This is a genomic window from Frankia sp. AgPm24 (genome assembly GCF_023243055.1).
Taxonomy (GTDB): domain Bacteria; phylum Actinomycetota; class Actinomycetes; order Frankiales; family Frankiaceae; genus Frankia; species Frankia umida.
This window is the reverse complement of the sequence record NZ_JALKFW010000003.1, coordinates 46,090-67,906: the sequence shown is the minus strand read 5'-3', so window position 1 is coordinate 67,906 and position 21,817 is coordinate 46,090. Positions and strand designations below refer to the sequence as shown.

Genomic DNA, 21,817 nt, shown 5'->3' with positions numbered 1-21,817 from the left:
GCTGCCGCGACCGCCGAGGTTGGCTTCCGGTCTCCCTCCCCCCGCCCTCGGCCGGGCGCCGTCACCTGATGGGGACATCGAAGTACGTGTCCGGAAAGGGCTCGTCGTTCAGCGTGTAGTGCCACCACTCGCGGTCGTACCGGCGAAAACCGCAGTGCTCCATGATGGCGCGGAGGTGCTGTCGGCTTCGCATCTCGACCGGTGTGATTCCTTCGGCGTCGTGGTGCGAGATCCGGTCCATCAGGTCATGGCCACCGCCCATGGGGACACGTTCACCGGTGGCCAGCTGGTAGAGCGTCAAGTCGACGGTGCTGCCCCGGCTGTGACCCGACCGGGCAGCCACATATCCCCGTGCGAGGATCTCGGGTCGTTCGATGTTCGGGTAGTGCCGCAGCTTCGTCCGACCGTCCTCCGCCTGTTCCGACCAGCGCAGAAAACAGTCCACGGCGCGCTGCGGGCGGTACCCGTCCCAGAGCAGCAGGCCGAAGCCCAGCGAGGCGGCTTCCTTCTGTGCTTCCGCCAGGGCCGCACACAGCGCCCTCGTGCCGACAATCCTGTTCGCCACGTATCCGTCCACGGGTTTGCCGGTGAAGTTGTCCCAGGTGGCGTACTTCGCATCCCAGCGTATTCCGGGCACGAACTCGTCCACAAAAACGAGATTCTCATGCATGGGGCCTCCCGGCACGTGCCAACGACACAACTCGGTCGATCACCTCGGCCAGCGGCAGTCCGGCGGCCGCCATCATGCGCGGATAGCGGCTGTACGAGGTCAGGCCGGGCAGGGTGTTGACCTCGTTGAGCACCACTGTCGCGTCCGCCCGGAGAAACATGTCCACCCGCGCCAGCCCACGGCATCCCAACGCGCCGTAGATGGCTTTTGCTGTTTCCCGGACAAGCCGACTCGACTCCGCCGGAATGTCAGCGGGCACGACCGGCGTCGAGTTCCCCGAGCCGCGCTCGGGCTCGCTCTCCTGATGGATCCGGAAGAAGCCGTGACGCAGTGAGATTCGATCCACCTCGCCGGTGACCAGCTCCGGGCCGTTCCCCAGGACGGCGCAGCCGACCTCACTGCCGACGACGGCCTCCTCAACCAGCACCTTCGCGTCGTACTGTCGCGCGGTCGCCACCGCCGGCAGTAGTTCTTCCGGCCGAGTCACCCTGCTGACGCCGAAGGACGACCCCGAACGGGCCGGCTTCACGAAGACCGGGTAGGTGAACAGGTCGGGATGGGGATCCGTGTTCGCCGCGACCTGCCAGAAGTTCGGCGTGGCGATGCCCGCACCGCGGGCGACGAGATAGGTGAGGGACTTGTCCATGCACAGCGCGGAGCTCTGCACATCGCAGCCGACGTAGGGGATACCGGCAAGCTCCAGCAGACCCTGCAACGCGCCGTCCTCGCCGAGCCGGCCGTGCACAACGGGCAGCACGAGGTCCAGAGCGACCGCATCGTAGCGTCCCTGCTCGAGGACGAGCAGTCCGTGGATGCCGCTGTCCGGCGCCAGGACGGCCGGACGGCTGCCGTCGCCGTCCCAACCCGCGGCCGGGCCGTCGCACAACAGCCAGGCACCGTCGCGGGTGATGCCGATCCAGAACGGTTCGTACTTTTCGGGATCGAGGTGCCGGGCGATCTCCTGCGCGGACCGGACCGAGACCGGATGCTCTTCGGTGGAACCACCGAACACGATTCCCATCTTCAGTCTGCTCATGTCACTTTCCCCGCGCGAAGTTCAGACAGTTGAGCAGGCTGTTGCGAACGGCGTCACGCAGCGCGTGTTCCGTGTAGTAGGCGGTGTGCGGGCTGATCAGCACGTTCGGCAGCCGCTGCAGCCGCACCAGCAGGTCGTTGTCGATCGGCCCGCTGCCGTGATCGGTATAGAAGATGCCCTCCTCGCCTTCGAGGACGTCCAGTGCGGCGCCACCCAGCCGGCCGCTCTCCAGCTCCAGAACAAGCGCGCGGGTGTCAAGAAGTGAACCGCGCCCGGTGTTGACGACGAACGCGCCGGGTTTCATCCGCGCCAGACGTTCACGGTTGAGGATGTGGTACGTGTCCGCGTTCAACGGAGTATGGAGCGTGACAACGTCGCTCAGCTCCAGCAGGGCGTCGAGGGGAACATGGTCGGTGTCGGTCGCCGGGCTGCTGTCATGCGTCACCGTTCGGCAACCGAAGCCCCGCAGCCTGGCGACGACTGCCGTGCCGATGTGTCCTGTTCCCAGCACCCCCACGGTCAGATCGCGTAGTTCCCGTCCACGTGTCTCACCGAGCCGGTAGTCCTGAGCGTCCGCGCGACGGACCATCGACCTCGCATCGCGCACCGCCATCAGCACCAACATCAGCGTGTAGTCGGCCACGCTGTCAGGCGAGTAGGCGACGTTGCCGACCGTGATGCCGACACTCTCGGCATATTCCACATCGATGTGATTGCATCCGATGCTTCTCGTGGAGATGTACTCCACGCCGGACCGGGCCAGGGCGAGCAGAGTGGGATGCGCGATCCGCGTCCGGTGTCCGACGCTGATGCACCGGTTCCCGACGGCCAGGTCGACGGTGGCTTCGGACACCGCCACCTCGGTGATGGTCGCGGCCACGCCGAAGCAGGCCGCCAGTTCTCGGAACAGCACGGCCTCGTCCCGGTCGCAGCCATAAACCGTGATTCCAGGTGTCGGCACGGGCGTGGCGGGTGTGGACGCCGCCGATCGGGTGCGGGGGGCCGCCGTTCGGGCCGGTTCTGTTGGTACTGGTGCGCGGTGGCTCATGTCCGCCAGTCAAGGGGGCCTGGCGTTACCGGCACGTATGCGGGTTTCGATATGCCGACGATATGGTGCGGACCGGCGACGAGCGGGCTCACCACGATCACGACGTAGCTGGTCAGGTGGCCGGTGCCTGCGTCGGGCCCCCGGAGCGCGCCGGTTCTGCCTACCTCTTTCGGGGTCAGGACGAGGTAGTGGGCGATCGGGGTTGTCTAGCCAGCACGTGCCCCCGCCCCCGGCCCATGCGGCGTCTCCGGACGAGAACATCCAGCGACGCTCAGGAATCGACCAGATGGTGGTGACCGGTTAATGCGAGATTCCACAGTCCGACGCACGGCCGACGCACGGGCGACGGACGGGCGACGGACGGGCGACGGCACCCTGGTCCCGGGCCGACGTTGGTGGCAACGAACCACTCCCCTGCTCGGCGCGCTCGCGCTCGCGCTCGCGGCAACAATGTCGGGTACCGCGCTGGCGGTTGACCTGCGTGTTCTTTGGTTCGACCAAGCAGTTCACCCCCGAGCGGCTGGCAGCGCTCCATCCGTCCCGCTCGGTCTACCGGGCGCGCTACGCCGCCGACGCCGCCGCGACGACCGTCGCCGGTTACGCCCTGGCGGAGGACGAGGCCGCCCTGCTGGCCTATGCCCAGCCGGATCTGATCCACTCCTGATCCCGCACGCCGCCGGGGGCTCCGACTCCGCCGGCCGGACGCGGACAACATCGGCGGCGCGGCGGTCCGATCGGAAACCAGGCGTTTCGCGTCAGACCGACCGCTGGAGCATGGCGAGCTCGCGCTGCGCGAGGCGCTCGTGCTCGCTTTCGTCGTGACGGGCCCGGCGGGGGTTCCACCGGCCGGTCAGGACGAAGACACAGGGCAGGAAAGCCAGTTGGGTGGCGAAGCAGATCCACCACCAGCGTTCCCATTGCCCGGGGTTGTCGTGGAGTGCCTGCTGGACCTCGGCTCCGTGCTGGGCGAGGTACTGGAGGTCGTTCGCGGGGATCGGCTGGGTGGTGAGCTGAAGAAGCCGTTGTAGTGCTCCGGCGTTGTCGGGGGCCAGTGATCTGCTGCGGCCAGGTTCACGTCGTGTTTCCCGTCGTCCGCGGCGCTCCCTCGTGCGATCACGTTACAGCTCGTGGGTTGCCTCGCAGGTGGGAAGCGGCGTCGACCTGTCCCGGCCCACCTTCGTGCAGTCATCCTTGACAAGCGTCGTTACAAGGCCAAAACATGTGATTTACGTAGCGTAAGCTACTGGTCGGTGTTCGACGACCCGCTACGCGGCCGCTGTCCGGGGCATGACCGTCGGCGTCCTGTTCCGTGCAAGCCCGGACCCCCGGTGCTCCTGCACCGCCAGCTGGAAACATCGCACACCTGAATCGCCCGGCCCGGCCCGGCCCGGCTCGAAGCGAGGTCGTCATCAACGTTCGCTCCTGCGTCCTCAATTCTGCTGTCAACGTGGGCATCCGCCTGACCGGTGCCAAGCGATCCTTCAGTACTCCCGAGCGCACCCGCGCCCACGTCGAGCAGCTCGCGCTGCGCCCCACGTCCTACGCGCCGCCGCGCACCCTGTCGCAGGGCACCCGCCTGGGCGTTCGCCAGGTCGCCGGTACTCCCGTCTACACCGTCGCGCCCCCGGTACACCGCGTGGAGCACCGCGTGCTGTACCTGCACGGCGGCGCCTACATCCACGAGATCGGCCCGTTCCACTGGGCCTTCGTCCGACGCCTGGCGCTGGCGGCACCGGCCCAGGTGGAGGTGCCGATCTACCCCCTCGCCCCGCAGGTGACGGCCGAGCGCACCGTCCCCGCGATGACGGATCTGCTCGCCACCCTCGTGCGCTCCGGCCACGGGCCGGTGACCCTCATGGGTGACAGCGCCGGCGGCGGCCTGGCCCTCGCCGCCGCACAACAGCTACGCGATCGCGGCGACCCGCAACCGGCCCGCATCGTGCTGATCTCCCCGTGGCTCGACATCACCGTCTCCGAACCACGCCAGCGCGAGATCGACGCCCAGGACCGCATGCTCGCAGTCGACGGTCTGGTCGAGGCCGGTCGGCTCTACGCCGGCCCGCTCGACCCGCACGACGCCCGGGTCAGTCCCCTGCTCGCAGACCTGCGCGGTCTCGCCCCGATCGACGTGTTCACCGGCACCTCCGACATCCTCAACACCGACGCGCACCGGCTTGCCCACCGGTGCGACGAGGTAGGCCAGCCCATCACGCTCCATGAAGCGGACGGCATGCAACACGCCTATCCCCTCCTGCCACTGATCGCGGAAGGCCGCCGGGCCCGACGAGACATCGCACGACTCGTCGCATCCAGGTTCAGCTGAGGACGGGTGGGGCCAGTCCTTCGTCCTGGCCATGGCGGCGAGGATTTTCATCGATTCGGCGACGACCTGGGAGTCCTCGTTGGCATCGATCTCGACGATCTTTCCCCAGCGCATGCCGACGACATGCACGCCGCGGTTCTCGTGGGACGACCCGTCCGGCAGGGTCTGCGCGGCCGACTGCTTCAACACTCTGACCGGGCAGCTTCGCCAGATCCACGGCTCCAGCCCCGAGGAACACCTGGCCGGGCTCGGACGCTCCTACATCGACTTCGGCCTCGCCAACCCCGCACTGTTCGACCTGATGTTCCGGCCCAGCGAGCTGCGTCCCGAGGATCCCGTCCTGCAGACGGCGCGGGCAAGCGCGCTCGGCATCCTGGGCTCCGCCGTCCGCCACCTCACGCCGACGGAGCCGGCACCGCGGGACGTCCCCGCCCTTGCCCTCATCAGCTGGGCGCTCGTGCACGGCCTCGTCACGCTCAGCCGCAACGGATCCCTGCGGTCGGCGGCAGCCACCGGCGCCGCCGACGCGGACGATGCCAACACCGATGACACCGACGATGCCGAGCCTGCCCGCCGGCTCGGCGACCTCTTCAGCGCATACCTGGCGCGGGTACTCGCCGGGGAGCCACCACGGCCGACGCCCTGACCGGACGCTCACAGCCGTCGCAGTGACGGGGCCCGACGCGTGACCTGAAGCATGCCGGGGACGGCTCGAAAGAGGTTCGCGGCACCGCTGAACAGGACATGTCTTCAGGGACCGGAAGGAGCACCACCTGATGCAGCCGTCCTCGGCCAGCAACCTCAGCACGCCCGTTCTCGAGCACAGCGTTCCACCGAGCCGTCCGTCGGCATCCGACGGCGAGGCCCGGGTGCTTGCCGTCGTCGACGGCCCCGGTGCGGCGGACTACACGGACACCGCCGACTACGTGGCGCACACGGCGACCCTGCGGGGGATCGTCCGCCAGCGGCTGGTCACCCGTGCACTGGTCGAGCACCTGCCGCCCGCGCCCGCGCGGCTGCTGGACATCGGCGGTGGGAACGGCGTGCAGGCGTTGGAGTTCGCCCGGCGGGGATACCACGTGACTGTCTGCGAGCCCGACCCGCACATGCTGGCCGCGGCGCGACGTGGGCTGGCCAACGCCCCCGAGTCGGTCCGCCGACGCGTCGAACTGGTCGAAGGAGACGGACGCGACGCCGTCCACCTGGTGGGGACCGGCTGGGATGCCACCTTCTGCCATGGCGTCATCATGTTCGTCCCCGAGCCGGCGCCCCTGTTGAACGTCCTGGTCGAACTCACCCGGCCCGGGGGAATCGTCTCCGTGGTCGGTAAGAACGGCCCGGCGCTCGCCCTGCGGGCGGGACTGCAGGGTCGCTGGCAGGACACCACCGCGCTGCTCGGTGACCCCTGGCCCGCCGTGACCGCCCGGGCCGCCACCGGTGCCGGTGCTGCCGGTGCTGCCGGACCGGATCGGCAGCCGGCGATGCGAGTACCACCCGGCGACGATCCTGCGAACGTCGCCGGGATCCTCACCGCCGCCGGGACACGGTCACTCGCCTGGTACGGCATCAGGACCTTCACCGACCATCTCGGTGATGTTCCGCCCGGGCCGGACGTGGACGCCGTCGTCGACGCCGAGTGGGTGGCCGGCGCCCAGGACCCCTACCGCGGCATCGCCCGTCTCGTTCACCACATCCACCGCCGGATCGGATAGCACGGCACACAGGGGGCGTGCGGCCGGGTGGGCGGTGGCGGTCGCCGGTTTCGTCGTGGCCGCCCTGGCCGCTTTCGTCCTGATCACCGGTGGTGCCGGTGCGGTGGACGGCGGCAGCCCACGGTCGTCGACCACCGCCGGCGGCTGATCCGCCTACGCCGGGGCCGATCCGGCGGCTGCCGGCAGGGCGGCGCCCTGGGACGACGCTGCCACGCGGTCCTGCGCCAGGTCCCCCGGATCCGCCAGGTCTGCGCGGTCCGTGCGCCGGGGACGACCGGGGCGCACGAGGAAGACGGTGACCAGGACGACCACGACGGCGGTGACGGCGGCGTTCACGCCGAGCGCCAGGTGCAGACCGCCGAGAACGGCATCGGCCGGCGAGTGGTCGCCGTCGGCGCGCAGCGTGTTGGTGCGGGCGTTCGCGACCGCCGACAGGACGGGGATGCCCAGGGTCAGCGCGACCTGCTGCGTCAGCGTCGTCAGGCCCGTGGCCAGGCCCTGCTGGTCGTCACGCAGGCCGGAGGTGGCGGTGATCAGATAGCCGACGATGCCACAGGCGTGCCCGAAGAAACCGACGACCGAGGCAACCAGAAGCAGCGTCAGGGAACCGCGGTCCAGCCCGACGAACACCAGCGCGAGCGCGCACAGCCCCTGCAGGACCAGACCGAACACCAGCAGCGGCTTCGACGGGATGACCGTGAGCAGCCGGGGCGAGATCATTCCCGCGGTGAACGCCGCGGCCCCGGGAACCCCGAAGATGAGACCGGTGGTGACCGCCGAATAGCCGAGCACCTGCTGCAGGTAGAGCGTCATGATGAACACGATCGAGCTGCCCAGCGCGAACACGCCGAAGCCGCCGGCATTACCCCAACCGACATGGCGCATCCGCAGGACGTCCATCGAGACCAGCGGATGCGGGCTGGACCGTTCGATCCGCCAGAAGGCGACCAGCAGGACGAGGCCGAGGCCGATCGCGACCCACACCCACGGATCCGACCAGCCGTCCTCGCCGCCGCGGGACACCCCGTAAACGAAGGCGACGAGACCCGCGGTGACCGTGAGCGCACCCGGAATGTCCAGGCGCTGTCCCGACGTGCCGCGGTCGAGCGGAATGACCCGCGGCGTCGCCACGAGAATGGCCAGCGCGACGGGCACGTTCACCAGAAACGCCCAGCGCCAGCTCAGATAGCCGGTGAGCAGTCCACCCACCAGCGCGCCGACGGTGAACCCGGCGGGCAGCAGGGCACCGTTGAGGCCCAGCGCGCGGCGGCGCACCGGCCCGTCCGGAAAGGTCGTGACCAGCAGCGACAGGGCCGCGGGGACGGCGATCGCCGCGGCCAGCCCCTGCCCGACGCGGGCGACGAGCAGCTCCACCGGGGACTGCGCCAGCCCGCCGAGCAGGGACGCGACCACGAGCAGGCCCAGGCCGATCAGGAAGAGCCGGCGACGGCCGGAAAGGTCCGCGACCCGGGCGAACAACAACGTGAACCCGGCGGACGGCAACGCGAACGCGGTCGCGATCCACTGCAGGTCACCGTCGCCGAGGCCGACGCCGCTCCCGATCGACGGCAGCGCCACGTTCAGAATCGAGAAGTCGATCGCCAGCATGAACTGGCTACCGAGCAGCAGCACCAGGGCGAGCTGCTGGCGACGGGTCATCCGCGACTCGGCGCTCGGCGGCTGCGACCCGGCCGCTGGCACGTCGGCTGCCGGGTCAGGTCCGGACGATCCGGATCCCGCCGTGTGCGGGGCGAGGGAGGATTCGGTCATGCCTCTGCACACTGCCGCCGAATCGGCACGGCAGCCACGACCCTGCGATTGCCACCCCTGCCAGGGGTGGCAATGACAGGGTCACCCTGGGACGGATTATCCGGCCAGCTGGTCGGGGACAATAGCCGCCATGACCGAACTCGGCGAGTTCCTTCGTTCCCGCCGCGCTCGTCTCACCCCGGCCGATGCCGGGCTGAGCCGGCCGGGTGACCGCAGGCGGGTGCCCGGGCTGCGGCGTGAGGAGCTCGCGCAGCTCGCCGGGGTCAGCGTCACCTACTACACCCGTCTCGAGCAGGGGCAGAGCCGCAACGCCTCGGACGCGGTCCTGGACTCCCTGGCCCGGGTGCTGCTGCTCAGCGACGACGAGCAGGCGCACATGCGCTCGCTCGCCCGGCCGGCCCGAGCCGCGCGACGCTCGACGCGCCCCGAACGGGTCCGACCCGCCATCCTGCAGCTGATCGGCACGATGCGTGACGTCCCGGCGCTCGTGCTCGGCCGACGCACCGACGTCCTCGCCTGGAACCGGCTCGGGCATGCGCTGATCGCCTCACACCTGGACTTCGCCGCGCCGTCACAGTGCGCCACCCGGCCGAACATGGCCCGCCTGATCCTGCTCGACGCGCACACCCGTGACCTGTACGTCCACTGGCGGCGCAAGGTCGAGGACGTCGTCAGCTACCTGCGCCTGGCCAGCGGGCAGCATCCCGACGACGCGACGCTCACCTCGCTGATCGGCGAGCTGTGCGTCAACAGCGCGGACTTCGCGTCCACCTGGGCGCGCCACGGAGTGCGCGACTGTGGGCCTGGCCGGCGCGAGTTCCGCCATCCGCTCGTCGGCGAGCTCTCTCTCGCCGAGGAGATCCTGCGGCTGCAGGACGACCCCGGCCAGCGGCTGGTCCTGCTGACCCCCGAACCCGGCTCGACGAGCGCCGAGCGCCTCGCCCTGCTCGCCAGCCTGCACGCCCCCGCCCCCGCCGACTGCGTCGCCTCCCCCACCGGTTCCATCCCTGTCCCCGCTCCCGCGGGTTCCACGGCTGCGGTGTCCGCGCCTGTACCTCGGTGACGTCTGACGATCTTCGGCGGAACGTGTGCTGGAGGCCCCGCAGAAGGTGCGGTGAAGGCCCCGAGAAACGCGTACTCCAAGCCCCGCGAACCAGGTGACCTCGCCGTGAGGTGACTCTGCCACACCCACGAGCCCGCCTGCACCACCTACGCGACCGGGGCGGCCAGGAAATCGACGTGATCAGCGCCCTGTGGGCAGCCCGCACAGGGTGATCGTGTTCATCGCCTGGAAACGAAGGAGTTCAGACCGACAGGTGGGCGTTCATGGCGCGGGCCCGCTCGGCGAGTTCGGGCAGTTCGACGACGGTGACACCGGCCGCGGTGAGCAGCTCGTAGCCCTGGCAGTCGGCGACGAAGAGACCGGGTTCACGCCAGGCGATGACCACCCGGGGGATCTTCGCCGCCAGGATGAGCTGGGTGCAGCTGCGTGGCCGGGAGGTGCGCTGGGAGCACGGTTCCAGGGTGCTGTAGATCGTCGCCGTGGCGAGCCGCGGGTCGTCCGGGTCGATCTTGGCGAGAGCCGACTCCTCCGCGTGCACCGCGTCGTCGACCTCCCGGGAGAAGCCGCAGGAGATCTCCTCGCCGTCCTCGCCGACGAGGACGGCCCCCACCGAGTAGGCACCGGTGGCGGGTGGACAGCGGTGGGCGAGTTCGATCGCCCGGGTCATCCACCGCTGGTCGTCGAGCTGGGGCATGGGATGAGTTGTCCTTCCGGTACGTGGCGCGCCTGCGGTACCTCAGCGGCAGTCTGCCAGCCGGTGTCGGCCTCCCGCAGCGACCGCGGGTCGGATTGTCGGGTCAGGTGAGGATCAGGGTCTGCGGGTAGCGCTGGTACTGCTCGTCGGACCAGGTGACGGTGGCCGGATCGCACCTCGGCCGGGGAATGTGCCGGTGCAGGGCGGCGAGGGCGAGGGTGGCCTCGGTGCGGGCGAGGCCGGTGCCGACGCAGGCGTGCGGGCCGGCACCGAAGCCGAGGTGACGGTTGGGGCGACGGTCGATGCGCAGCCGGTCGGGGTCGGTGAAGGCGCCCGGGTCGCGGTTGGCCGCGGCGAGGGCGAGCAGCAGGGTGTCGCCGGCGGCCAGGTCGTGGCCGGCGATGGTGATCGGCTGGTAGACGGCCCGTAGTGCGATGCAGGCCGGCCCGTCGAAACGCAGGATCTCCTCGACCGCGAGCGGCAGCAGCTCCGGCCGGCCGCGCAGCAGATCCTGCTGGTCGGGGAAGGCGGACAGGGCCAGCACGCCGTTGCCGATCAGGCCGGCGACGGTGTCGTTGCCGGACAGGAACAGCAGCAGGACTGTCGCGACCAGTTGGTCGTCGTCGAACGGCGCGTGCGGCCCGGTGTTGCCCGCGGTGAGCCGGCCGAGGACGTCGTCGGTGGGCCGTCGGCGTCGGTCGTCGAGCTGAACGCGCAGATAGTCGGCAAGGTCCGCCAGCGCCGTCTCGGCGCCGCGGCGGGCGGCCGGCTCCGCGTCCGGCTCCAGGACGGCGGTGATCGCCCGGGACCAGCCCGCGAGACGTTCGACGCCGACGTCGGTCAGGCCCAGCGCGAGCGCGGTCGCCACGACCGGAAACGGTCGCGCGAAGCTCGCCATCAGATCGAAGGATCCGCCGACCGTCGACGGCATGGCCGCCGGTGCGGCGGCGAGCAGGTCGTCCGCGGTCTGGATGAGCCGTTCGCGTAACCCGGCGACCGAGCGCCGGGTGAAGCCAGGGGCGACCAGCGACCGCCACACCGCATGGACCTCGGGCAGACGCACGCCCATCCACTGTTCGATGTAGTGCTCGGCGAGGCCGTCACGGCCGTAGGGGCGGAGGTCGGCGTAACCGCGCAGGCGACGCAGGTCCTTGCCGACCCGGTCGGTGCGCAGCAGCAGGTCGACCTCGCGGTGGCCGACGACGAGCCACGCCCCGTCGACGGTACGGTGCAGCGGCCCGGCGGCGCGCAGCCGGGCCCAGCCGGGAAACGGGTCGCTGCGCCAGGCCGGCTCGGCCAGGTCAACCGGGTGGACCGGCATCAGACCTCCCACCGCGCGCGAGGGCCGCGTCCCAGGCGGCGCAGGTGACCGTGAGCCGGTCGAGGGCCGCGGTCAGGACATCCGGCGGGCAGCCGAAGGACAGGCGCACCCGCCGTCCCGTCCGATCGCCGAAGGGCGCACCGGCGGCGAGGTCGACACCGGCGGCCAGCAGTCTCGACCGCACGTCGGCCCCGGCCTGCGCGCCCGGGAACTCCGGGTCGGCGAGCGGACCGTGGGCCCGCAGCCAGGCCAGGTAGGTGGCCTCCGGCGGACGTCCGGTCAGGGCGGGGACGTAGCGGGCCAGGTGGTCGAACAGCAGGTCACGGTTCGCGGTGAGGTGTGCGCGGGTCGCGGCGAGCCAGTCGTGGCCGCCGTCCCAGGCGGCGGCGCTGGCAATCGCGGCGACGACGGACGTGGTGCCGGTGAGCGCCGCGGGCACGGCGGCGAGCCGGCCGGAGAGCTCCGCCGAACCGGCGTGGACCGCGGCGCAGCGCAGACCGGCGAGGTTGAACGCCTTGGACGCCGACAGGACCGTGACCGTCCGCGCGTCCAGCTCGCCGCCACCGGCGGCACGGGCGGCACGGGCGAAGCAGAGATGTCGGTGGCCGGGATGGACCAGATCGGCGAACACCTCGTCGGACAGGACGAACAGCGTCGGATGACGGGCCACGCGGGCGGCGAGGGCGTGCTGCTCGGCGGCGGTGAACACCCGCCCGGTCGGGTTGTGCGGGCTGGTGAGGACCAGCAGCCGGGGGGTGTTCTGGGCGAGCAGAGCATCGAGCGCGTCGAGGTCGTGGCGGTGGCCGGCGTCCTCGTCCAGCAGTGGCCAGGGCACCAGCCGGCGCCCGAGTTCGCCCACCGCCCGCAGCACCGGCGGGTAGGACGGGGTGAGCACGGCGACCGCGTCCCCGGGGTCGGTCAGGGCGAGGATGGTGACGGCGACGGCGTGGACCGCACCGGAGTACCAGGTGAACCGGCTGGCTTCGGTGGGCCAGTCGTGCTGGTCGGCGAGCCAGCGGCGCAGGCTGTCGGTGGCGAGGTCGAACGCGTCGCCGTAGCCGAGATGGCCGCCGGTGACGTAGTCGGTGACGGCGTCGACGACGCACGGTGGTGGGGCGGCGTCCAGTTCGGCGAGCCACAGGCCGACCGCGGCGGGGGCGGTCTCGCGGGCGAGCAGCGAGTGCGTCCCGCGGCGGTAGCGCGGCGTCCGTGGCGGCATCGAACCCGGTCGCGGGCCGGCGGCACCCCCACCCTGCGTTCGTGGGATCACCAGGCCTCGAAGCGGCCGATGAACGACTCGGGATAGTCCCAGTCCGGTTCGGAGACGGCGTCGATGCGGGCGGTCTCCTCCCGGCTCAGCCGCAGCCGGGCCGCGGCCAGGTTCTGCTCGAGCTGCTCGGCGGTACGCACCCCGACGATGACACTCGCGACCGGACGCCGGGCCAGCACCCAGGCGAGCGCGACCGCGGCCACCGGCACCCGGTGGTCGGCGGCGATGCCGCGTAGTGCGGCGAGCACCGCCCAGGTGCGGTCGGTGTCGCGGCCGGCGAGCTCCTCCTTCCACAGCGCGAGCCGGCTGCCGTCGACGGGTTCGCGACCGCGTTCGTACTTGCCGCTGAGCAGGCCGCGGGCCAGCGGACTGTAGACGGCGACACCGAGCTCGAAGTGGCGGGCGGCGGGCACCAGCTCCCGTTCCACCCCGCGGCCGACCGCCGACCAGGGCAGTTGCAGGCCGACCGGCGCCTCGTACCCGCGGGCGCCGGCGACGCACACCGCCTCGGCGACCCGGTAGGCCATGAAGTTCGACAGCCCGACGTAGCGGACCTTCCCCTGTCGGACGAGGGTGTCGGTGGTGGCCAGCGTCTCGGCGATCGGCACCGAACGGTCCTGCATGTGCAGCCACAGGACGTCGAGGTAGTCGGTACCGAGCCGGCGCAGCGAACCCTCGACCGCCCGCAGCACCGCGCCGCGGGACAGCCCGTAGCTGCTGGCCGGTGGTGGCCCACCACCGGCAGCCCCACCCCCACTGCCATCACCAGCGCCACCAGCGCCACCGGCACCGCTGTCGGGGACGGCGGTCGGGAAGCGGACCTTGGTGCACAGCACCACGTCGTCGCGGCGGGACGCGAGCAGCCGGCCGAGCAGGTGCTCGCTCTCGCCGTAGACGTTGGCGGTGTCGAAGGTGTCGATCCCGGCGTCGAGGGCACGGGCGACGATCCGGGCCGCCTCGGTGGCGTCCGCGCCGATCGCGCCGAACGCCGCGTTGTGTCCGAGGGTCATCCCGCCGAGGCTCAGTGCGCTGAACCGCAGCCCCGAGCGTCCGACCGCCCGCCGCCCGATCACCCGGCCCTGCCGAGCGGCCCGGCCCCGTCCGGCCCGGGATCGTCCGGCCCGCCCGCAGTGGACCTGGCGCCATCGGACCTGACGCCCTCGGCCTTGGTGACCCAGAAGCCGTCGATGCACAGGACGGGGATGGGAGCCTCCGCGAAGGCCCGCACCGCGTCCAGCGGGGTTTCGACGATCGGCTCGCCGCGCAGGTTGAACGAGGTGTTGATGACCAGCGGCAGGCCGGTGCGCCGGCGGAACTCACGCAGCAGCAGGTGCAGCGCCGGATTGTCGGCCTCGGCGAGGGTCTGGACCCGGGCCGTGCCGTCGGCGTGCACGATCGCCGGGGCGAGCTGCGCGGTACGCGGGCGGACATCGGGGGTGAACAGCATGTACGGCGAGCGGGCGCAGTCGAACCAGTCACCGGCCTCCTCCTCGAGCACCAGCGGCGCCAGGGGACGGAACGCCTCCCGTGACTTCACCGCGGCGTTGATCCGCTCCCGCATGTCGACGGTGCGCGGATCACCGAGCAGACTGCGGTGCCCGAGCGCCCGGGGGCCGATCTCGGAGCCGTCCTGGAACCAGGCGACGAGCTCACCGGCCGCGATCCGCCGCGCGGCCCGTTCGGCACACGCCCGCAGCCCGATCTCCTCGACGGCGGCGAGCCCGATGATCTCCTCGAGTGCCGCGAGCACCTGCTCACGCGGGTAGCCGCGGCCCAGACACGGGGTTGCCAGACCGGACGCGGGCCCGCCACGGTGCAGGACGTGCGCCCCGTAGTAGGCGGCGCCCATCGCGATCCCGTTGTCGGCGGCGGCGGGGAAAACCCAGACCCGGGAGAATCCGGCCTGCTCGAGAATCTTCTGGTTGGCGACACAGTTCAACGCGACCCCGCCGGCCATGCACAGCGTGTCGCTGCCGGTGAGCTCCCGGGCCCGGCGGGCGTAGAACACGCCGATCTGTTCCAGGACCGCCTGGAAGCTCGCCGCCATGTCGGCGCGGTCGGCAAGCTCCGTGGATCGGTAGGGCTGCATCGCCCGCCAGATCTGGTCGTTGTCGATCTCCACCTCGTCCGCACCGAAACTGATGTGTTCGAGAATGTGTTTCTGGTAGCGCGGCTCGCCGTGCCCGGCGAGGCCCATCGCCTTGCCCTCGTCGACGACGCTGAACCCGGACAGCAGGGTGGCGATCCGGTAGAAGATGCCGGCGGAGTTGGCCATGTGAATGTCGGCCTTGACACCGGAGACACGCTGCAGGGTGTCGATGCGCGCCTCGGTTCCCGCGTAGATCGACATGGTTTCGAAGGCATCGCCGGACGTGCTGTCCCCGTAGCCGTCCATGATCAGAATGGCCGCGCTGGTCGCGCCGGAACCGAAGAACGCCGAGGCGGCGTGGGCGAGATGATGGTTGAGGTAGACGGCGCGGTCGGCGAACGGGAACGCGGTGTGCAGCGAACTGCCGATCCACAGCGACACCTGCGACTCGTCGATGCCCGCGGCGGCCAAGCAGTAGTCGGTGAGACGGCGCATCCGGGCGTCGTGGAACCCGGCGGTGCCGCCGACCAGGTCCAGCTCGCGGTAGACGGCGGCGTCCCAGCGGTCGCGGCCGGCGAAGTCGAGTGCGTACCGCTGCCGGGTGAGCCGTTCCTCCTCGATCCCGACCAGCGGCGTGGTGCCGCGGAACAGACAGGCCGACCGGTCGTGCACCGAGTCGGAGAAACCGACGATGTACGGCTGCGCACTGCTCACCGCCGCGCCACCTCCGCTTCCATGATCAGGGAGAAGGGGCGGTCGGAGACGATGAGCTCGTTCGCCCAGGAGTAGTCGAGCGCCGGGTCGGCGATCAGGCTGTCCCCGGCCGTGCACCGGCGTACCGCGGTGAAACCGGCCGTGTGCAGCAGGTCGGTCAGCGTCGGTTCGTCGTAGCCGAACCGGTGGCGGTCGGCGACCCACGGGAACTCCCCCGCCCCCGCATAGTGCAGAAAGGATGCCAGCAGCGTCGGCGCCGGAGCCCGTTCCCAGTGCTGCTCGAAGCGGCGGAAGAACTCCGCGTCGTTGTCGACGTAGGCGACGAGAAACGACCGGATGTCCGGCACCACCACGCGCAGCAGTCCGCCGTCGCCCAGCACCCGGCGGCATTCCCGCAGCACGTCGAGCGCCTCGACGGGATACTCGAGATGCTCCAGCAGATGGGCCAGGTAGATCGCGCCGGCCGCGCCGTCGTCGAAGGGCAGCCCCAGCCGCACATCTGCCCGCAGGTCCGCCGTCTCGTGGTAGAGGTCGACGTTCACCCAGCCCGGCAGCCGGTGCTCCCCGCAGCCCAGATGCAGCCGAAGCGCCGCACCCGCCGCACCCGTGCCGGTGAGCGCCGCGGCCTGCCTCGTCGTCCGCTGGCGCTCGGCCGCGGCCAGCCGGTCAGCGGCGTCCCGGACCAGGAAATGCAGCGTCGGCCCCACCACACCCCCGGGGCCCGGGCCCCCGGCGCCCCCCCGCCCCCCCCCCCCCCCCCCCCCCCCCCCCCCCCCCCCCCCCCCCCCCCCCCCCCCCCCCCCCCGGGACCGGTGCCAGCCGGGTCGCCGGCCCGGTGTCCACCGCCCGCGGCGCAGCGGCGTCGGTGTCCACCGGACGGGCGGCGAGCCGAGCGCGCAGGCGCACCACTTCGGCCAGCAGCCCCGCCAGCACGTCGTCGGTCGCCGGCCCGAGGTTCCCACCCGCCCCCTCCGCGCTGCCATCCGCGGTGAGCAGGCCACGGTCGACGGCGTGGCGCAGCGAGGCGGACGCGGCCGGCCGACGTTCGGGTGCCCAGCGCGCGAGCCAGGAGCGGAGGCTGCGAGGCTGGCGAAAGTAGGTGAGCAGATCCAAAGTCGCGCTCGACGGGGAACGCAGCACGACGGCCGTGTGCACATCCGTGGCCCGCAGCACCGTGTACGACCCGCCGAAGCCGACGACGGCGACCTGGGGGCTGGTCCGGTACAGCGCCCCGGAACCGGCCTCGCCGGCCAGGTCCGCATCGACGTCGGCCGGCGCGTCGGGCCTGGTCCGCCGCGGGACGCCGGCAGCGACCGTGGCGTCCGCCATCACCGGCTTCCCGCGATCACACGCCCCATGCGACCGGCCCTGCCTCGGCGCCGTAGAACTCCTTCATCTCCCGATAGCAGCCGTGCTGGACGGCGATGAAGGATTCCAGGTTGGCGCAGATCCGGCGTTGTTCGGCCGCCGACAGGGTCGCCCGTTCGGCGAAGACGGCCTGCGCGATCGCGGTGTGGCCGGATTCCTCGTCCTCCAGTTCGTGACCGCGAAACGGCAGCAGCGCCTCGGCGGGCAGCAGATCGAGTGCGATCAGCTCGTCCCAGCCCTTCTTGATCGCGGTGTCGGTCTTCGGGCTTTCGTTGACGGCCGCGCAGACCGCGTAGGAAAGCAGATCGGTGGCCGCGAGCGTGCGCAGGAAGTTGATGACGCTGCGGGTGGCGGGCAGCGGGGCGCTGCACTCGATCGTCTCCTCGGTCAGGCCCGCGGCGACCAGACCGGCGCGCAGCATCCGACCGTGGTCCGCCTCGTCGTTGAACAGCCGGACGAGCGCCTCGCGCACCTGCGCGTCGGCGACGTGGGCGACGGCAGCACCGAGGTGCACCGGTGCGGACGCGACGAAATGGTAGGTCTCGACCAGGGTGCCGAGCAGGAACCGGCGGTGCGGCGGCGCGCCGAGCAGCTCGACCTCGCTGCTCATCGCGGTGCGCAGGGTCCGGCCGCGGGCGACGGCATGCTCGGCGAACAGCCCGGCCGGCACCTGCGCCCGACGGGTGTCACGCAGGATGCCACGGGTGTAGAGCGCGGTGACGGTGGCGCCGACGGTCGCCTCGGGCGCCGCCAGCCGCCGGGCGATCTCCTCGATGGTCGTCTCCCCGTCGCACAGCTCGAGGATCCGGGCGGTGCGCAACGCGGTGCGGCCGGTGAAGCGGAACTCGCACCAGCCGACGTCGATCCGGTCGACGGCGTCCCCGGCCAGGTCGACCGCCACGTTCGGTTCCGGCGCGGCCGTACCCGACAGCAACAGTTCGTCAGACTTCGGTATCTGCATCGCTCTCCTGCTCGCGGTCGGGACGGCTGCTCAGCAGCTCGGGTGGTGCCAGGGTCGGATCAAGAATCCGCAGGTCACCCGGGCTGTAACTGGTGATGGAGACCCGGCGGCGCAGGGTTGAGGTGTTGTGTTCGGATGCGTGCAGCAGCAGGCTGTGGAAGATCAGACAGTCCCCCGGCTCCAGCGGGACGTAGACGGCGTCGCGTTCCCGCCCGGCCGGGTCGACCTGAAGCTCCCAGTCGACCTTGTGATGCTCGGCGACCTGGTGGTGCGAGCCGGGCACGACCTGCAGGCAGCCGTTCTCCGGCGCCGCCCGGTCGATGGCGATCATTGCACTGACCAGCCGCATCGGTCGAAACGGCCAGTAGACCGCGTCCTGATGCCAGGGTTTCTCCTGCCCCACCTGCGCGGACTTGAGCATGAGGGCATCGCGGTAGAGCTCGATGCGCCGGCCGAGCACCAGGTGCAGCGCCGCGAGCAGGGCCGGCTGTGCCACCAGGGAGTGGAACAGGACGTCGGAGAGCTGACCGAAGCCAGTGATCTTGCGGACGGGTGTGCGGCCGGTCGCGTCCGGCAGATCCTCAAGGTCGTAGGACGGATCCCGCGGGCTCCGTTTGCCGATGACCCGGACGTTCGGCATCGGACTCAGGTCCGCGACGACCCGGTCGATCTCGGTGGAGCATCGCTCGACCTGCGTCGGCGAGAGCAGCCCCGGCAGGACAAGCAGGCCGGTGCGTGCGAAGTACGCGGCGGGACCCTGCGTGCGGATCGCGGCCTGGTCGGCCCAGACCGCTGACGCCGGACCCACCCGGGACACTCTGGTGGTCAGTCTGGTGGTCAAGAGGCCTCCCGCATCCACCGCTGTCGCCGATATCCACCTGTCCGCCTGCCCGTGCCACCCGTCAGTTCCGAGCGCCCACCCCGGCCGTTCCTCCGCTGGCTGCCCTGCCACGCCGGACCGCGGAAACAACGGACGCTCATCATGTGACGCACGAGGTCCGGACACGCCGCCCCGGTTCGGGCGCGGCGTGTCCGGTCGGCTGGTCCGAGCGCGGGGCCCGTCCGCCAGAATGCGGCCTAGAGCCTGGTGAGGGGGTCGTAGGCACAGGTCCTGGCGATGCCGACGATCTCCTCTTCCTCGACGTCGGACCACAGGTCCTCGGCTCCCGGAACAATGATTTCGTCGACGGCAACCCCGTCAAAACCCGCCTGCTCGTTCGCCATGCGATCGCCTCCCTGATCGGAATGTGTGATCAGCATCTTTAGTTGCGGCACGTCCGTCAACCACCCGATTCCACCAACGTCAGCGGATGCCCGATTTCTGACCATGTTCCCGATAGGGCGCCCCCCTTCCGCGCTGCGAACACAGCCCACCGAGACCCGCCATAACATCTCCCCCGAAGTATTTCCAGAGTTTTGCTGAATCATGGCAGGAAGACCGGAAGGTGGGCCGGACGGCCCTGCAAAAGGCCAGCGGCAAGAGCCTCGACCAGCTTGTCGGGCAGCTGGACGGGTTCGCGGCGAAGCTCGGGACCCAACCGCCCACCCCGGCCGGCGCCGCGATCGGCATGCTCACCGCCAAGGAGCTCGCCCAGCTCCGGCCGCCGATCGCCGCCTGGAACGCGGTCGAGAACTACTACCGCACCCAGGCGAGGGCCGCGATGAAGCGGCACACCGGCCAGCCGGAGATCGACCTCAAGGTCCGCGCCGTCGCCGACACCGCTGCCGCCACCGACTGCTGGACGCTGTGGGGTGACGCCGTCACCAACATGCTCGACGCCGCCACCGACGCTCCAAGCGTCCGCGTCCGCGACGACCTGCGGGGACGGCCGCGCACCCGACTACCCGGCACCCGCTTTCCCGTCTGACCGTCTGGCGGCCCCCTGGCTTCTGGCTCCACCGTCTCTCGACCCCGCCGCCCGCGGGTCTGGCGGCGCCGAGCTCGCCCCTCAACGACTTCACCCCGCGCCGACTCCGCCCGAAGAACGTCACCCGATGCCCCCCGTGACGTTCTCGTTCCCCGTCGCCGCGCCGCGGTCGTTCGCACTCGCGGACCTCGCCACGATGATCATCGACGCCACCGCTCCGACGACCCGGACGGTCCCGGCGAGGACGACCCGGACTCCGGCGAGGCGGAACTCGCGAAGGCCACCGAGAACCTCGCCGAGGCCGACGAGGAACGGGCTGCCCGACACCGCCGGGAACAGGCCCAATGCCACGTAGCCTAGTTTGATCATGTTTGGCTGAGAGGGTGGATCCTGACCGTTGCTGGAGCGTGATGGCGGATGCTGGCGGCCTCGCCGGGTTTTTTGACGCGGTAGTTGTTGTGGCGGGCGCGTTTCACCGCGCGGGGGCAGGTGCGTTCACGGCGGTCGGGGATCAGGAGCCGGGCGAGGTCGGACAGGTGCTTGGGAAGGTGGTCAGTCCAGTCCGCAGGGGGAAATGTCCGCCGTCCCGGTGGCGGTACGGCGGATCAGGCGGAGGGCCTTGGCGAAGGAGATCGAGTCCGGGTCGAGGTCCGCGGCGGCGGACGCCTGCGCGGTCAGGTCACTGATCGCATGGTGGACGATCAGATAGGACCAGATCTCCTGGTAGACCAGGTCCGCAAGACGGGACCGTAGGACTCGCCCGGGGCCGCGGAGATGGGTTTTGAGCTGGTCGTTCGCGGTTTCCTCTTCCCACCGCTCGTGGTAGGCGGCGGCCAGTTCGTCGGCGCGGGCGTCACGCGGGTCGGTGATCGTGGTGAGCAGAACGATCAGCTCACCGGTGCTGTTACCGACCCGGTCGGGCACGTCGTACTCGACGACCCGGGCGAGATGCACGACCGGGAGCCCGCGGTCATCGAACGCGTCCGGAACAGTGTTGATGTCGGTGAGGTCCACGCCCGCGCGGGCGGCGGCCAGCAGCCGTTCCCGCCGCCCGCCACGCACGGTCGGCTTGATCAAAACGGTGAGGTAGGTCCCGTCGGGCAGGACCCGCACGACGGGCAACTCCAGCTGGGTCGGTGCCCGCCACAGCAACGCCGCGCCCGTGGCCTGCGCGCTGTCCCAGGCGGCCCACGAGTAGAAACCCCGATCCGCGGTCAGCAGCTCATCACCCCGCAGCCGCGGGTACAGCCGGCTGGCCAGCGTCTTCTCACCCACCTGGTAGGCGTCGACCTCGGCGGCGACGAACGCATGCGTGCCGCACTCGGCCAGCGCCACCACCCGCGCCTTCGGGAACCCCGACCGGTTGTCTCCCGACCCCGCGTAGCCGAACTCCGCGGCGTTCTCCTTGCTGTCAGGCACGTCGACCTCGAACCCGTCGATCGCCAGCAGCCGCCACCGGCGCAGGAACGATCCCCGCGCCGTGCCCAACGCCCCCGCCACCGCCCCCGGACCGGTCGTCCCCGTGACCGGCCCACACGTCCGCTCGAACAACTCGCCGAAGATCGCCCGGCCCAGCCGCTTACGCGCCTGCGTGATCGCACTGGCCGTCGGGACACTCCACCCAGCGTTCCAGCACCCCCACCGGTCCAACGACCCGGTCACCCGGGTCGCGACCTCCTCATAGTCCTCGTCCGGGAACAGACACAACACCAACGTCAAATAGGTGACCACATGCGCGGGCAGCTTGCCGTCCGACCGGCGCTCCCGCACCCCACACACCGCGACCGCCTCGTCCACCGCGTCCCGCGGCACCGCGTTGACCAGCACCCCCAACGACACCTGATCAGGACGCACACCCGAACGATCCGCCTCAACCCCACTCACAACCCCTGATCCAAACACCGACCGCG

The 21,817-nt window shown here is 71.0% G+C and carries 22 protein-coding genes; 6 read left to right on the top strand and 16 right to left on the bottom strand.

The window, feature by feature from the left end:
* Positions 1-61 precede the first annotated feature (61 nt).
* From vanX to MXD61_RS01870, 3 genes are read right to left on the bottom strand one after another with little or no spacing between them, the layout of a single operon-like run.
* A complete protein-coding gene (gene vanX, locus MXD61_RS01880; protein ID WP_248811137.1) occupies positions 62-670 on the bottom strand; it encodes a D-Ala-D-Ala dipeptidase VanX in 609 nt (202 codons plus the stop codon).
* The gene (gene vanA / locus MXD61_RS01875; protein WP_248811136.1) at positions 663-1,706 is read right to left on the bottom strand and encodes a D-alanine--(R)-lactate ligase; all 1,044 of its coding nucleotides are present in this window, start codon (positions 1,704-1,706) and stop codon (positions 663-665) included. Before vanA ends, vanX begins: the two co-directional genes overlap by 8 nt.
* Position 1,707: 1 nt before the next feature.
* A complete protein-coding gene (locus tag MXD61_RS01870; protein ID WP_248811135.1) occupies positions 1,708-2,667 on the bottom strand; it encodes an NAD(P)-dependent oxidoreductase in 960 nt (319 codons plus the stop codon).
* Between the two features lie 568 nt (positions 2,668-3,235).
* Between MXD61_RS01870 and MXD61_RS01865 the strand changes: the two genes are divergently transcribed.
* From MXD61_RS01865 to MXD61_RS01850, 4 genes are all read left to right on the top strand, one after another.
* Entirely contained in the window at positions 3,236-3,418 is a 183-nt protein-coding gene (locus MXD61_RS01865; protein WP_248811134.1) for an alpha/beta hydrolase domain-containing protein, read from the top strand.
* A 783-nt stretch (positions 3,419-4,201) separates the two neighbouring features.
* Positions 4,202-5,077: an alpha/beta hydrolase fold domain-containing protein gene (locus MXD61_RS01860; RefSeq protein ID WP_248811133.1), complete on the top strand. Its 876-nt coding sequence runs from the start codon at positions 4,202-4,204 to the stop codon at positions 5,075-5,077.
* Between the two features lie 112 nt (positions 5,078-5,189).
* Positions 5,190-5,723, top strand: coding sequence for a TetR-like C-terminal domain-containing protein (locus MXD61_RS01855; protein WP_248811132.1), 534 nt, complete (start codon positions 5,190-5,192; stop codon positions 5,721-5,723).
* 130 nt (positions 5,724-5,853) lie between these two features.
* A complete protein-coding gene (locus MXD61_RS01850; RefSeq protein WP_248811131.1) occupies positions 5,854-6,789 on the top strand; it encodes a methyltransferase domain-containing protein in 936 nt (311 codons plus the stop codon).
* 153 nt (positions 6,790-6,942) lie between these two features.
* Here MXD61_RS01850 and MXD61_RS01845 read toward each other — a convergent pair whose 3' ends face one another.
* Positions 6,943-8,559: an MFS transporter gene (locus MXD61_RS01845; protein ID WP_248811130.1), complete on the bottom strand. Its 1,617-nt coding sequence runs from the start codon at positions 8,557-8,559 to the stop codon at positions 6,943-6,945.
* A 130-nt stretch (positions 8,560-8,689) separates the two neighbouring features.
* Here MXD61_RS01845 and MXD61_RS01840 point away from each other — a divergent pair, with 130 nt between their 5' ends.
* A complete protein-coding gene (locus tag MXD61_RS01840; RefSeq protein WP_248811129.1) occupies positions 8,690-9,622 on the top strand; it encodes a helix-turn-helix domain-containing protein in 933 nt (310 codons plus the stop codon).
* Between the two features lie 241 nt (positions 9,623-9,863).
* Here MXD61_RS01840 and MXD61_RS01835 read toward each other — a convergent pair whose 3' ends face one another.
* From MXD61_RS01835 to MXD61_RS01790, 10 genes are all read right to left on the bottom strand, one after another.
* Positions 9,864-10,316: a dCMP deaminase gene (locus tag MXD61_RS01835; protein ID WP_248811128.1), complete on the bottom strand. Its 453-nt coding sequence runs from the start codon at positions 10,314-10,316 to the stop codon at positions 9,864-9,866.
* Positions 10,317-10,419: 103 nt separating this feature from the next.
* Entirely contained in the window at positions 10,420-11,637 is a 1,218-nt protein-coding gene (locus MXD61_RS01830) for a cytochrome P450 (protein WP_248811127.1), read from the bottom strand.
* Positions 11,618-12,856, bottom strand: a complete 1,239-nt coding sequence (locus tag MXD61_RS01825) for an aminotransferase class I/II-fold pyridoxal phosphate-dependent enzyme (protein ID WP_248811126.1) — start codon at positions 12,854-12,856, stop codon at positions 11,618-11,620. Before MXD61_RS01825 ends, MXD61_RS01830 begins: the two co-directional genes overlap by 20 nt.
* Positions 12,857-12,903: 47 nt before the next feature.
* On the bottom strand, positions 12,904-13,980 hold the full coding sequence (locus MXD61_RS01820) for an aldo/keto reductase (RefSeq protein WP_248811125.1): 1,077 nt from the start codon (positions 13,978-13,980) through the stop codon (positions 12,904-12,906).
* Positions 13,977-15,710 (bottom strand): carbamoyltransferase C-terminal domain-containing protein, encoded by a 1,734-nt coding sequence (locus tag MXD61_RS01815; RefSeq protein ID WP_248811124.1) that lies wholly within the window; start codon positions 15,708-15,710, stop codon positions 13,977-13,979. The genes MXD61_RS01820 and MXD61_RS01815 overlap by 4 nt, the downstream gene beginning before the upstream one ends.
* Complete coding sequence (locus tag MXD61_RS27450; RefSeq protein ID WP_248811123.1) at positions 15,707-16,417, bottom strand: methyltransferase domain-containing protein; 711 nt, start codon at positions 16,415-16,417, stop codon at positions 15,707-15,709. The genes MXD61_RS01815 and MXD61_RS27450 overlap by 4 nt, the downstream gene beginning before the upstream one ends.
* Complete coding sequence (locus MXD61_RS27840; protein ID WP_285223120.1) at positions 16,377-17,039, bottom strand: hypothetical protein; 663 nt, start codon at positions 17,037-17,039, stop codon at positions 16,377-16,379. The genes MXD61_RS27450 and MXD61_RS27840 overlap by 41 nt, the downstream gene beginning before the upstream one ends.
* A 16-nt stretch (positions 17,040-17,055) precedes the next feature.
* Positions 17,056-18,039, bottom strand: a complete 984-nt coding sequence (locus MXD61_RS01800) for an iron-containing redox enzyme family protein (RefSeq protein WP_248811122.1) — start codon at positions 18,037-18,039, stop codon at positions 17,056-17,058.
* Positions 18,020-18,847, bottom strand: coding sequence for a phytanoyl-CoA dioxygenase family protein (locus MXD61_RS01795; RefSeq protein WP_248811121.1), 828 nt, complete (start codon positions 18,845-18,847; stop codon positions 18,020-18,022). The genes MXD61_RS01800 and MXD61_RS01795 overlap by 20 nt, the downstream gene beginning before the upstream one ends.
* Positions 18,848-19,116: 269 nt before the next feature.
* Positions 19,117-19,263: a hypothetical protein gene (locus MXD61_RS01790; RefSeq protein ID WP_248811120.1), complete on the bottom strand. Its 147-nt coding sequence runs from the start codon at positions 19,261-19,263 to the stop codon at positions 19,117-19,119.
* 221 nt (positions 19,264-19,484) lie between these two features.
* Here MXD61_RS01790 and MXD61_RS01785 point away from each other — a divergent pair, with 221 nt between their 5' ends.
* A complete protein-coding gene (locus tag MXD61_RS01785) occupies positions 19,485-19,907 on the top strand; it encodes a hypothetical protein (protein WP_248811119.1) in 423 nt (140 codons plus the stop codon).
* A 120-nt stretch (positions 19,908-20,027) separates the two neighbouring features.
* Here MXD61_RS01785 and MXD61_RS01780 read toward each other — a convergent pair whose 3' ends face one another.
* Together MXD61_RS01780 and MXD61_RS01775 are read right to left on the bottom strand one after the other, a co-directional pair.
* The gene (locus tag MXD61_RS01780) at positions 20,028-20,258 is read right to left on the bottom strand and encodes a hypothetical protein (protein WP_248811118.1); all 231 of its coding nucleotides are present in this window, start codon (positions 20,256-20,258) and stop codon (positions 20,028-20,030) included.
* A gap of 201 nt (positions 20,259-20,459) precedes the next feature.
* Positions 20,460-21,809: an IS4 family transposase gene (locus MXD61_RS01775; protein ID WP_248811117.1), complete on the bottom strand. Its 1,350-nt coding sequence runs from the start codon at positions 21,807-21,809 to the stop codon at positions 20,460-20,462.
* Between the last annotated feature and the right edge of the window lie 8 nt (positions 21,810-21,817).

Coding starts and splice junctions, on each gene's coding strand:
- MXD61_RS01835 (WP_248811128.1), bottom strand. CDS start 10,316: ATGCCCCAGCTCGACGACCAGCGGTGGATGACCCGGGCGATCGAACTC.
- vanA (WP_248811136.1), bottom strand. CDS start 1,706: ATGAGCAGACTGAAGATGGGAATCGTGTTCGGTGGTTCCACCGAAGAG.
- MXD61_RS01850 (WP_248811131.1), top strand. CDS start 5,854: ATGCAGCCGTCCTCGGCCAGCAACCTCAGCACGCCCGTTCTCGAGCAC.
- vanX (WP_248811137.1), bottom strand. CDS start 670: ATGCATGAGAATCTCGTTTTTGTGGACGAGTTCGTGCCCGGAATACGC.
- MXD61_RS01825 (WP_248811126.1), bottom strand. CDS start 12,856: ATGCCGCCACGGACGCCGCGCTACCGCCGCGGGACGCACTCGCTGCTC.
- MXD61_RS01845 (WP_248811130.1), bottom strand. CDS start 8,559: ATGACCGAATCCTCCCTCGCCCCGCACACGGCGGGATCCGGATCGTCC.
- MXD61_RS01855 (WP_248811132.1), top strand. CDS start 5,190: ATGCCGACGACATGCACGCCGCGGTTCTCGTGGGACGACCCGTCCGGC.
- MXD61_RS01800 (WP_248811122.1), bottom strand. CDS start 18,039: ATGCAGATACCGAAGTCTGACGAACTGTTGCTGTCGGGTACGGCCGCG.
- MXD61_RS01840 (WP_248811129.1), top strand. CDS start 8,690: ATGACCGAACTCGGCGAGTTCCTTCGTTCCCGCCGCGCTCGTCTCACC.
- MXD61_RS01790 (WP_248811120.1), bottom strand. CDS start 19,263: ATGGCGAACGAGCAGGCGGGTTTTGACGGGGTTGCCGTCGACGAAATC.
- MXD61_RS27840 (WP_285223120.1), bottom strand. CDS start 17,039: ATGGCGGACGCCACGGTCGCTGCCGGCGTCCCGCGGCGGACCAGGCCC.
- MXD61_RS01830 (WP_248811127.1), bottom strand. CDS start 11,637: ATGCCGGTCCACCCGGTTGACCTGGCCGAGCCGGCCTGGCGCAGCGAC.